The sequence below is a fragment of the Microcoleus sp. Pol7_B2 genome (assembly GCF_036701035.1).
Taxonomy (GTDB): Bacteria; Cyanobacteriota; Cyanobacteriia; order Cyanobacteriales; family Microcoleaceae; genus Microcoleus.
In genome coordinates this window covers 1-10,633 of sequence record NZ_JAUBQB010000125.1, presented here as the reverse complement: position 1 = coordinate 10,633, position 10,633 = coordinate 1, and the positions used below count along the sequence as shown (strand labels likewise).

The following is a 10,633-nucleotide window of genomic DNA, read 5'->3' as shown; positions in this document are numbered from 1 at the left end:
TTGGTCAATCCTAAGCACTTTAAAAACTGGTTTACAAGCTGCTGTTACTGTACTTCATAAACTTGGAATTTGCTGTAACTACCAAGTTACTCGATCGCGCCATCTATCTAAAATCTTGTCCCCGACTCCCTGTACCCGTGCCACATCCTCCAAAGAGGTGAAAGGTTGCTGCTGTCGCGCTGCAATAATTCTTTCGGCTAACTTCGGGCCAACCCCGGGCAAGGTTTCTAATTCTTCCTGACTGGCTGTATTTAAATTAACTAATTTTTTAGCAGCAATTGGAGGTTTAGCACTTGCAGATTTTGATGCTGCTTGTAGTGAATCGCACTCTTTTTTCTTAGCATCAATTCTCTGTTTGATTCGGGCGGGAATTCCCAATATGGCGCCTTTGTAAAGCCGATCGAACTCCCGCTCAAAATGGGCTGCAACTGTGGGACTCTCGATCGCCAGCAGCGTCTCGTCATTCCCGTGATTTGCAGCCTCACTCCAGTTGTGAGAACCTGTAAGCACCGTTTTGCCGTCCACAACGCCGAATTTGTGGTGCAGGCGATCGCCCATTGGTAACAGCGGTACTCCCACCCCAGTCAGCGGCTTTCTCCAAGGGCGATTGTCAGTTTCTAACCCGCAATCTTGCATCAAAGTCGCCCCCATCATATCCAAACCTTCACTGTAAGAGCGATAAATAAAATTAGAGTCAATTAAAGCTCGCACCGCAACTCCTCGCCCAGCTTCAATTTCCAAAGTATTGGACAACCGCTGAGCCGAAAATACAAACAGGGCCAAATCAACCGACTTTTTCGCACTACCCAAAGTTCGATTTATCAAACCGTTGGCGCTTTTTTCCCAAGGCAAAGTCGCAGCCGTCGGCGAAAATTGTACCCCAACTGTCGAATTCCCTACTCTTACTTTTTGCACTTGACGAAACGGCTTTTTGATGCCAAACTTGCTGTCCGGTTTGCCTTTGGGCCCGTCGCCCCACATGATGTTAAATTCTTGAGTAAATAGTTTCGCTACTTGACCATTTTCAATTTTCAGCAAATTGTTCGCATTGCCGCGACTTGCTGGTGTCTTGAAATCGCCATGTATATCGCTTGTGGTAAAATTAGCAGAAGTAACGATGACGGTTTTGCCGTCAATTACCACAAATTTGTGGTGCATCAAACCGCTGCCTTTACTGCCGTCAGCAGTATCGTCAATTACAGGAATACCCGCATCCTTGACAATTACCAAAGCATCATTTTGCTTGATTTCCTCGGCACTCAATTTACCGTCTTTATTGCGATCGGCAAGTTGCACAAATTCGGTATAACGATCGCGCTCTCTTTCCGGTAATTTCGCTAACTCCTGAGCTGTAAAATCGCTCCAAGGGCGACTATAGATACGTTCGACAATTAATCTCACTTTAATTCCCGATCGCTGTCGATCGGCCAAAACCCTAGCTATACCGGGCAAGCGAAACTCCTGAACCGCTACATCTACCGTCGATCCAGCACTAGCGATCGCAACAGCGATCAAGTTTTCTAAATCATCCCCAGGTCTAGTTTGCTGGCGGTAAGGCTCTGTATAACTCGAAGCGATCGACTGATTGAAGTATACTTGCAACAAGGGGTCTTGAGGCAATGGAGCTAGGCTGAGAGGTAAATTCTGCACGTCTTGCTTTGTTTGTCCGCAGCCGACCAGATTGAGCGCCACCAGCCCAGCACAACAGAAACCGACTAAATGATAATATAATACAGCCACAAAATTTAAAAAAAATAGAGGTTATTAGCCTTCCCAAAGTTCAAACCTATTGGATCAAGTAAAGTTACAACCTATTAAATTTATGCAAGGGAATAGATTTTGCGTCTTGTAGAACTGCCTCGATGCCGGAAGCATCACTGGTAGGGTAGCAGCATTCAGGGGCGTGGGTCAAACCCGATACCGCTGCTTTATGGCTAAAAGAAAAACAATTTTTCCGTGCGGTCACAAAGGATATGGTAAAGCGTGCCATCGCTGCACGCAAGAGTTGGTGGCGCACCAGCATTACGTTGAAGTGCTGGCAGAAAAACAAACCAAAAAACAAGAGAGGGAAGCATCATTTGCTAGAGATATCATCGATCTCAGAGGTCTGCCCGACCACGTAGTCACTAAAGCCCGGGCAATTATAGCAGCTTTGGGCGAAAATAAGAATTACAGAGATTTCGGCGGCAAACGCCTGCGTCATAACCGTTTGATAATCAGTATTCCTGTAACCCGCAACTACAGAATGCTTTGTGAAGATTGCGGGACTTTCTTAATTCCCCAAAAAGTTTTGTCGCACGAAGACTACAACGTCTGCAAACCAGGAAGTTAGTCATCAGTTATTGGTTATTGGTAGCCACTCACAACAGTCAACAGTCAACATTCATTAATTAGTTATTTATCATGCAAATTTACCTCGACTATAGCGCGACAACACCCGCACGCCCAGAAGCGATTCAAGCCATGCAAAAAGCCCTGACTCAGCAGTGGGGCAATCCTTCCAGCTTGCACGAGTGGGGACAAAGAGCTGCGACAGCTTTAGAATTAGCAAGAATGCAGGTTGCTAGCTTGATTAACGCGCTACCGGAATCGATGATTTTTACCAGTGGTGGCACTGAAGCGGACAATTTGGCAATTATGGGAATTGCGCGTCTTTATACAAAGCCGCAGCATATTATTATCTCCAGCGTAGAGCACTCAGCAGTAGCAGAACCGGCGCGACAACTCGAACAGTTGGGATGGGAAGTGACGCGCCTACCGGTGGATAAATTTGGGCGAATTCACCCTTTGGATTTGCAAGAGTCGCTGCGATCGAATACAGTGTTAATTTCAATCATTTACGGACAAAGCGAAGTTGGGACGCTGCAACCAATAGAGGCCTTGGGACAAATTGCGCGCGATCGCAATATCATGTTTCATACCGATGCAGTTCAAGTTGCCGGCAAGCTGCAAGTTGACGTGCAGAAACTGCCCGTAGACTTGCTTTCCCTTTCCAGTCACAAACTTTACGGGCCGCAAGGTGCAGGCGCGCTTTACGTGCGTCCGGGAGTAGAATTAGTGCCAATGTTAGGCGGTGGCGGCCAAGAATTGAAACTGCGTTCCGGGACGCAAGCCCTGCCGGTAATTGTCGGTTTTGGGGTGGCGGCGGAGTTAGCATTGCAGGAAATAGATGTGGAAACGCCGAGGTTAATTGCATTGCGCGATCGACTTTTTGACCGATTATCCCACGTACCCAGTTTAGTACCAACGGGCGATCGATATTACCGACTGCCCCACCACGTCAGTTTTTGCATCGTCTCCCCATCCTGTCGCCCTTACCAAAAGAGAGACACAGAGCAAATCACAGGCAAAACTATGGTGAGACAGTTAAATTTAGCCGGAATTGGCATTAGTTCCGGTGCCGCTTGTAGCAGTGGCAAACTAACTCCCAGTCCGATATTATTAGCAATGGGATATGACGAAATCGGTGCCGTTGGTGGAATTCGATTAACTCTAGGGCGAGAAACCACAGAAGCTGATATTGATTGGACAGTAATTGCGATCGAGCAAATTTTGGATAGATTAATGCCCAAGGTAGCATTATCTAGGCGTTAAGATTAACTGCCAACCTAGATAACCGTATCTATCAGCGTCCATCCGCGTACATCCGCCAACATCTGCGGTCAAAATCATCAAAAATCACAAACAACCCCAAAAACCCACCCCCAATCATGATAAAATCTATTCCGGTGTTATTCACAACTCCCCATAATGGAAGAAAACCGCGCCCAAGCCTATCTGCAATTAATTCACTCCCTGCTGAATGCCCCCAATGGAGACGAATCGCAGATATTACAGGATAACTCAGAATTACTCGATCGCGGATTTCTGGAAACTTGCGAGTTAGTAGCCTCCACCTTGGCAGAACAAGGAGGGGAAAATGGCGCTAAATTCCTTCGACATCTAGCCCGTTATCTAGCGCAAATCCTCGATATGAACGATGACGGAGATAGCAATAACTCGGTCAGTGAAAATTTCCAAGAGTATGCAAACTTTTTCCTAGAATTATTGCAAGCCGAACAAGATAGCAAGGGGAATATAGCAGTAATTTACCCCATGCTGGAAGGGCGACAACATCTCCTTAATGCCAGTTTTGCCGAGACTTTACAGCAAGTGGCGCAGAAGTTAATTGCCGGCGAAAATTCAGAAACAATTAGCTCAATTATCGGTCTTATTGAAAATTTGAGTATTCATATTAGTGACTTTCCAAGTGGGAATAGAGCGAATAATATTGAAATTGCCATTAATGGTTATCAAATAGTTTTAAATAATCGCGAACCCGGTAGTGAAAAATGGACGCAAACCCAAAATAATCTAGCTACTGCCTACAATAACAGAATCAACGGTTCGCTGGCGGAAAATCTGTAACGGGCAAAAACCAGGCGCTTAAAATCGCGTCTATACAAACCAAGTCCGCCTATGCGGACAAACGAGATAATTCAGAAGTGTTGAAATCCTCGATCGAGCTTTAATATAGCATCAGGATAAATACCGCTGCTATCAGTTAACCAAATATCGCTGCTATCCGTAGCGATTCCCACAATTGCAGCACCATTTCCTATTTTTTCCACCAATAACTCAGCATTCGCCATCGGCAAAAACAGCACTAACTCGAAGTCTTCCCCGCCGTATAATGCCCAATCTAAAGATTTTTCGGTTGATACGATTTCGCTGAAAATATCGGGAATTGGTAGTTTTGTGCGATCGACTTTTGCGCCAACACCGCTAGCCCGACAAATTTGAATAATCGCATCAGCTAAACCGTCGCTACTGTCCATTCCGGCGATGGAAAACTCACCCGCAGAATCTAAAATCTCCCAAACAACCGGCAAAACATCGAGTCTCGGTTTAGGGCGCTGGTGAGCGAGAATTAAAGAAGCCCGATCAACCTTTTCCAGATTTTGCCCGAATTCTGGATTTAACAACAATTCTAATCCCGCGCGGGAGGCTCCGTGAACCCCTGTAGCGACAATGGCCCAGCCCGATCGCGCATTTGACCGACGAATGGTACGATCGCACTCAACCTCCCCAAAAGCAGTAATCGCCACAGTCACCACGGGCGATCGCACAACATCGCCACCGACGATCGGCGTATCATACTCTTGCAAGCAAGCCGTCATCCCCCGATAAAACTCTTCAACCCACTCCACAGCCGTATCCGCCGCCACAGCGAGGGCTACAGTCACCGCCAGAGGTGTTGCTCCCATAGCGGCAAGATCCGACAAATTCGCTGCTGCCGCGCGCCATCCTGCGTAATAAGGCCCCGTAGTGCGATCGCTAAAATGCACTCCATCCACCAACATATCTGTAGTGATAGCCAGAGATTGGTTGGGATTTGTAGCCATGACAGCGCAATCATCACCCACTATTTCTGCGGGGCAGAATTTTTGCAATATTCTTAAAAGGCCTTGTTCACCGATATCTTTAACTTTCATAATTGGGAATTAGTCGATCGCACTTTCTCACTTCACCATTCTTTACCCGAACTCGGCGGCAAGCGCAACCTCGGAAACCTATAAAAAGTATCCCCTTCATCATCTACCTCTAAAATCGCCGAAAAAATCTTAACTTGCCGAGTTAAATACTGCTGAGCAACTTCAGCCTCAACCCTAGCATTAGCTGCCAGTTGAATCAGCGAAATTTGACTGTTTTGAGTTTCCAACAACTGATAAAAAGCCTCATCTAACCGCTGCTTTTGCTTGTTTTCATTCACATTTTTTACAATCAACAAGCCTGCGAATCCGCCCAAACCCATTACCAATAAAAATTGTAAAATAGCCATATTCTCGATTGAATTCCTACTTTCAATAACGAAACTATAAAAATTATCTCTTCTTCCAGCATTATTTCGGCGGGCTTTGTCTGTGTAAAAGTGATTTCAATCGCCGTTACCTTTATTTAGAAAAGATTTCAATGCCTCTCACTATTGATTTTTTGAGCCCGCGCAGGCGGGCTTTGTTTGTGTAAAAGCGATTTCAATCGCCGTCACTTTGGTGTAAAAGCGATTTCAATCGCCGTCATTAATTAAACTTGAGGTCGCACCAAATTTTCGATTCCTTTCACTACCTTAGCAGATACAATCTTGTCTCCCTGCTTCAGTTGCTCCAAAACTTCTTTTCCTTCAATCATGTAACCAAAAACAGCATAGCGGCCGTCCAACAGATTCAGGCCAGCGGGCGTGAGTTCAGGTTCAAACAAGAAAAAGAAAAACTGAGAAGAAGCGCTATCAGGGTCAGTTTCTGTACGTGCCATGGCCACTGTACCGAAAGCAGAAAAAGGCAAAACAGGTTCGTCGCGATAACGCCCCGCATCTTCTAGAGTAATCCCGTAAATAGGTTCTTTTTCCTCCCTGACGAGCACTTCCAGCGGAACATTCCGGTATTTGCCAGTAGCTGGGTCAATAAAACCCTCTTCCTTGCCTTCGGGGTCTCCGGTTTGCAAAACGTAGGATTCTTCGGATCGAATAAACGGCAAACCGTCATAAAAACCTCGATCAACTAAATCCACAAAATTACCAGCCGTAACCGGGGCGCTGTAGCCGTCAACCACAACAGTAATTTCCCCTTTTTCAGTTTGTACAGCCACTGTAGCCCGCCCTTTCAGTTGAGGCAGATTAGCATACTTGGCAGGCACTTCAAACGGAAACTTTGTCACCATCAACTCTTCGATTTCGCCTACCGAACCTAGGATGGTGGCTTTCAAGTCAATCACTTTGTCCCTGTCTTTAGCCTCAACAGCCTTTTCCAGTTGAGCAACTTTCTCCTTGACTCCTGCAACTAGCGCCTCAGCTTCCGGCTTTTTGGCGTCGGGAATACTTTCTAAAAGGTCAGATTCCCGAAGGTTGAGAATCCTGGAAGCCTTGCTGACATCACTGCTAATGGGCCCCCAACGTTTAGACCGTATGTGGTTGCCAATGTCTTCGAGACTAATTTGCAACTCTCGTACGGTCTGATTGTCAATAGGTAAAGCGAAGCGCAGCAGCGCTTGGCCGTCCGTAATCGCATTCCCAGCAGGCATACTGCTGCTGGGCCGTTTGGCATGGGAGACTGCACTGAAACTCAGGGAGAAAGTGAACAGCAAGAGCGCTAAAGCGACGGTTTTGACCCAGCGCTTGCACGTATCGATCGAGAAATTAGGCCAATGCAACATAACTTTAACTTTTATTGCCTCTATTATCTTCCCACAGCGCTGCCCGCCCTCTAAGCTGCTACCCATCTAAAGTGGCTGTTCCTTCGGCCCGGGAGGGAGTTGCCCACTAACAACAGCCCCTTGCCCCCTGCCATTAACATTTCCGTACAGCACTTGCTCCCTTTGAACGGTAAAATAAAATGCCAATTGCTTTTTGATGCCGTCAGCTAGACTGCGGCTTTAACCTGACCCGCTCAAAAACGGATACAATCCCCAGACTCCTGTCGTGGAGAGATTAAAATTTTAGACCAAGGTTCAATCTCCCAAATTCATCTGTGGAGTAAATCTAAAATCTAAAATCTAAAATCTAAAATCGACTGACTTTAGTTCCCCCGTGCCTCAAGGCGACGGGATTGCCCGCAAAAATTTATATGATCTCCAGTAACGACTTTCGACCAGGTGTTTCAATTGAATGGAATAACGGCGTGTGGCGGGTTATCGAATTCCTCCACGTCAAGCCAGGAAAAGGCTCGGCTTTCGTGCGGACAAAATTAAAAAACGTCCAAACCGGAAACGTAGTAGAACAAACCTTCCGGGCGGGCGAGACTATGCCTCAAGCCAACCTGGAAAAGAGCGTGATGCAGCATACCTATAAAGAGGGCGACGAGCTCGTCTTTATGGATATGGAAACTTACGAGGAAAGTCGGCTCAGTGCTAAGCAAATAGGCGATCGTGTCAAGTACCTCACTGAAGGTATGGAAGTCAGCATCCTGCGCTGGAACGACCAAATCATGGAAGTGGAACTGCCCAACTCTGTTGTCTTGGAAGTGATACAAACCGATCCCGGAGTCAAAGGAGATACTGCCACTGGTGGCAGCAAACCCGCCATCCTCTCCACTGGCGCTCAGATTATGGTGCCTCTATTTATTTCCATTGGAGAACGGATTCGGATTGATACTCGTGAAGACAAGTACCTCGGCCGAGAGTAGAAACGAGGAAGGAAAAGGGAGTTTTTAGTTTTTAGTTTTGAGTTATGAGTTAAAGAAGTCCAAATTCAATACTCATCGCTCACAGCTTAAAAACTCTCCCTTTTGCCTCCAAAGTCGTTGATGCTCCTAGCTTCGCCTGATTCTGAATTTTCAATTTTCAATTCTCAATTACCCTTGAATCTGCTGTGCAACTAGACTTAAACCAGCTTTGTGACCTGCTAACTGTATTAGACAAAACTGGCATTTCGGAACTGACATTAAAAAGTGGGGATATTGAACTGACAGTACGCAAAGGCATTCTGGCAAGTTCAGCAGGCACCTCTGCTGCGCTCCCTGCTGCCGTGGCGACTGTCGCTCCGAGCGCGTTGGCCGCTGTTGCTAGCCCCACATTAGCGTCACCTGCTGCTGTTGACCAAAATTTAGCAGCGGATCTGGCTGCCCCTGTACCCGTCGCCCCTGTCGCCGTACCTGCTGCCGTACCTGCTTCTGTCGATACGAAATGGGTGCCTATTATCTCGCCGATGGTAGGAACCTTTTATCGCGCTGCTGCTCCTGACGAGCCGCCTTTTGTCAATGTGGGCGATCGCATCAAGGTCAATCAGACAGTCTGTATTATCGAAGCGATGAAGCTGATGAACGAGATCGATGCGGATGAAGTCTCCGGTCAAGTGATGGAAATTTTAGTTCAAAATGGCGAACCTGTCGAATACGGTCAAGTGTTGATGCGAATTAATCCGGATTGAAGGATTACTTTATTGTTATGGACAGAATAAATGCTAATATTTCCCGATCACTTCTCTCCGGTGAGTTTGATGAAGTCATCCCAGCCTGTCCCGCAAGAGGTTGTGCAACAAGTTGCTGAGTATTTCAGTATTTTGAGCGAACCCATGCGTTTACGAATTTTGAACTTGCTTCGCGACGGCGAAAAATGCGTGCAAGAATTGGTGGAAGCTACTCAAACGAGTCAAGCCAATGTTTCTAAGCACCTAAAACTCATGCTCCAAGCTGGTATCCTCACTCGCCGGAGTGAAGGAACTTCAGCTTATTATAAGGTGCAGGACGAGTTAATTTTTGAGCTGTGTAATATGGTGTGCGATCGGCTTGCCAGCAGGATCGAACAGCAAGCCCTACACTTTCGGGCATTTAGCCTAACTACGAAGCTCTGAAAATTAGTTGCCAGTTCTCAGTCCTCAGTCATGAGTCATCAGTTATCAATTCCTACGATCGGCCTTCAGACCGATGACTAATGGCTTGTAACTAATGACTCATAATTACTAAAGGGGAAAATTTTTGTCAAAACTTTGGCGGGTACTCGGCTGAGCCACCTCCAAACCTTCGCCGCCTAAAAGTTCTAAAGGCTTCCCTTCCACCGAAATCCAAACCTTGGTATTCGGTTGTAAACTCGTAGCCGTATAGATAACTTGCCCTAACCGGCCAGTCATCGAATTGCTCCCTCCCCCCGAAGTAAATTCGGCCGACAAATCGACATAAACTCCGTCATTCTTAACAGTCAAACCCCTGAGTTTTGTCCCATTAGGAATTTCGCTAGAAACAGTTCCATCCTTCGGCCCGGCCAACAAACTGTTAAAAGCAGCTTGTAAAGCTGCATCAGGCTTGTCAGCTTGTTTGACAGCTACTTTCGTAGGAACTCCTTCAAATTTACCGCTGGCATCTTTAACCCAGTAGACTTGCACTGTCTGGACATCCGTCTGCAGCAAAGGCTTTGGCTGCGGCGACTTTGGGACTAGAGCCTGCGGCGTCTGAGCTTGAGGTATCTGAACCTGTGGCGTCTGAACCTGCGGCGTCTGAACCTGCGGCACTTGTGCAGGATTGGGAGGGGGTACGGGGATAACTACAGCAGGAGATTCCGCAGGACTGGGGGACAGTGGCGGAGCGGTAGTTTGAGCAGAAGACTGCGTATTTGCGGGGGTTGGCGAACGGTTCGCGGTCCACCAGGCAATTCCCCCTCCCGCCAGTAAAGCCAACCCGCAAACACCGGCAATGACGGCTGTGGAGACGCGGCGTACTTCTTGTCCATCTTTCATAATACTAATTCTCCTTAGAGATAGAGCGCTTGGGACGGTGAGGAGCGACTCCCGATCAGCTACATTTGTCTATGGTTAGATTCTGGAATTGACACAATTGCATTGCTGCTACCGAAAACTTTATAGCAAGCCCAACATATCCTGAATCCGACTATTGGAATCCTAGACCATAATATAAGATTTCGCCCGTGGAGTATGTCACAGTATCTCGATCGGCCTAGTGGCTATGTTCTATAGTAATCATAAAAAATTAAAGAATAAAGGAAGAAAAAATAAGTAAAAAGGAAGAAGGAAAGCAACAAATGGATGTAACGGAGGTAAGGGGGTAACGGATTTAAGGGATTTAAGGTATAGAATTGGAGTTTAGACTAAACAGGCCAAAAAGTGTGATCGCTGTGAGACTGGCAAACGTTTATCAAGAACGGCAACGGG

11 protein-coding genes are annotated in these 10,633 nt (G+C 46.7%); 6 read left to right on the top strand and 5 right to left on the bottom strand.

Going from position 1 to position 10,633, the window contains the following annotated elements:
• Window positions 1-78: 78 nt before the first annotated feature.
• Window positions 79-1,740 carry a DUF655 domain-containing protein gene (locus QUA57_RS27115; RefSeq protein WP_333064843.1) on the bottom strand — a complete coding sequence of 554 codons (1,662 nt, stop codon included), beginning with the start codon at window positions 1,738-1,740 and terminating at the stop codon, window positions 79-81.
• A 190-nt stretch (window positions 1,741-1,930) separates the two neighbouring features.
• Here QUA57_RS27115 and QUA57_RS27110 point away from each other — a divergent pair, with 190 nt between their 5' ends.
• The 3 genes from QUA57_RS27110 (at window position 1,931) to QUA57_RS27100 (ending at window position 4,407) form a co-directional block, all read left to right on the top strand.
• Entirely contained in the window at window positions 1,931-2,332 is a 402-nt protein-coding gene (locus tag QUA57_RS27110; RefSeq protein WP_190659497.1) for a DUF7682 family zinc-binding protein, read from the top strand.
• Between the two features lie 71 nt (window positions 2,333-2,403).
• Window positions 2,404-3,594, top strand: coding sequence for a cysteine desulfurase family protein (locus tag QUA57_RS27105; RefSeq protein ID WP_333064840.1), 1,191 nt, complete (start codon window positions 2,404-2,406; stop codon window positions 3,592-3,594).
• 156 nt (window positions 3,595-3,750) lie between these two features.
• A complete protein-coding gene (locus QUA57_RS27100) occupies window positions 3,751-4,407 on the top strand; it encodes a hypothetical protein (protein ID WP_333064839.1) in 657 nt (218 codons plus the stop codon).
• Window positions 4,408-4,478: 71 nt separating this feature from the next.
• Here the strand turns inward: QUA57_RS27100 and thiL are convergent, their stop codons facing one another.
• The 3 genes from thiL to QUA57_RS27085 all read right to left on the bottom strand — a co-directional run bounded on the left by thiL (window position 4,479) and on the right by QUA57_RS27085 (window position 7,188).
• Window positions 4,479-5,474 carry a thiamine-phosphate kinase gene (gene thiL / locus QUA57_RS27095; protein WP_333064838.1) on the bottom strand — a complete coding sequence of 332 codons (996 nt, stop codon included), beginning with the start codon at window positions 5,472-5,474 and terminating at the stop codon, window positions 4,479-4,481.
• A 32-nt stretch (window positions 5,475-5,506) separates the two neighbouring features.
• Window positions 5,507-5,821, bottom strand: a complete 315-nt coding sequence (locus QUA57_RS27090; protein WP_333064835.1) for a hypothetical protein — start codon at window positions 5,819-5,821, stop codon at window positions 5,507-5,509.
• A 242-nt stretch (window positions 5,822-6,063) separates the two neighbouring features.
• Window positions 6,064-7,188 (bottom strand): peptidylprolyl isomerase, encoded by a 1,125-nt coding sequence (locus QUA57_RS27085; protein WP_333064833.1) that lies wholly within the window; start codon window positions 7,186-7,188, stop codon window positions 6,064-6,066.
• A gap of 410 nt (window positions 7,189-7,598) precedes the next feature.
• Here QUA57_RS27085 and efp point away from each other — a divergent pair, with 410 nt between their 5' ends.
• The 3 genes from efp to QUA57_RS27070 all read left to right on the top strand — a co-directional run bounded on the left by efp (window position 7,599) and on the right by QUA57_RS27070 (window position 9,322).
• Window positions 7,599-8,156: an elongation factor P gene (gene efp / locus QUA57_RS27080; RefSeq protein WP_190659475.1), complete on the top strand. Its 558-nt coding sequence runs from the start codon at window positions 7,599-7,601 to the stop codon at window positions 8,154-8,156.
• Between the two features lie 185 nt (window positions 8,157-8,341).
• Window positions 8,342-8,899 (top strand): acetyl-CoA carboxylase biotin carboxyl carrier protein, encoded by a 558-nt coding sequence (gene accB, locus QUA57_RS27075; protein ID WP_333064832.1) that lies wholly within the window; start codon window positions 8,342-8,344, stop codon window positions 8,897-8,899.
• A gap of 30 nt (window positions 8,900-8,929) precedes the next feature.
• Complete coding sequence (locus QUA57_RS27070; protein ID WP_333064831.1) at window positions 8,930-9,322, top strand: metalloregulator ArsR/SmtB family transcription factor; 393 nt, start codon at window positions 8,930-8,932, stop codon at window positions 9,320-9,322.
• Between the two features lie 108 nt (window positions 9,323-9,430).
• Here the strand turns inward: QUA57_RS27070 and QUA57_RS27065 are convergent, their stop codons facing one another.
• Window positions 9,431-10,201, bottom strand: coding sequence for a GerMN domain-containing protein (locus QUA57_RS27065; protein WP_333064829.1), 771 nt, complete (start codon window positions 10,199-10,201; stop codon window positions 9,431-9,433).
• Window positions 10,202-10,633: the final 432 nt, after the last annotated feature.

Excerpts from the sequence above, each read along its gene's own strand:
- QUA57_RS27065 (WP_333064829.1), bottom strand. The coding sequence starts at position 10,201 with ATGAAAGATGGACAAGAAGTACGCCGCGTCTCCACAGCCGTCATTGCC.
- QUA57_RS27110 (WP_190659497.1), top strand. The coding sequence starts at position 1,931 with ATGGCTAAAAGAAAAACAATTTTTCCGTGCGGTCACAAAGGATATGGT.
- QUA57_RS27090 (WP_333064835.1), bottom strand. The coding sequence starts at position 5,821 with ATGGCTATTTTACAATTTTTATTGGTAATGGGTTTGGGCGGATTCGCA.
- QUA57_RS27105 (WP_333064840.1), top strand. The coding sequence starts at position 2,404 with ATGCAAATTTACCTCGACTATAGCGCGACAACACCCGCACGCCCAGAA.
- QUA57_RS27070 (WP_333064831.1), top strand. The coding sequence starts at position 8,930 with ATGCTAATATTTCCCGATCACTTCTCTCCGGTGAGTTTGATGAAGTCA.
- QUA57_RS27100 (WP_333064839.1), top strand. The coding sequence starts at position 3,751 with ATGGAAGAAAACCGCGCCCAAGCCTATCTGCAATTAATTCACTCCCTG.
- thiL (WP_333064838.1), bottom strand. The coding sequence starts at position 5,474 with ATGAAAGTTAAAGATATCGGTGAACAAGGCCTTTTAAGAATATTGCAA.
- efp (WP_190659475.1), top strand. The coding sequence starts at position 7,599 with ATGATCTCCAGTAACGACTTTCGACCAGGTGTTTCAATTGAATGGAAT.
- QUA57_RS27085 (WP_333064833.1), bottom strand. The coding sequence starts at position 7,188 with ATGTTGCATTGGCCTAATTTCTCGATCGATACGTGCAAGCGCTGGGTC.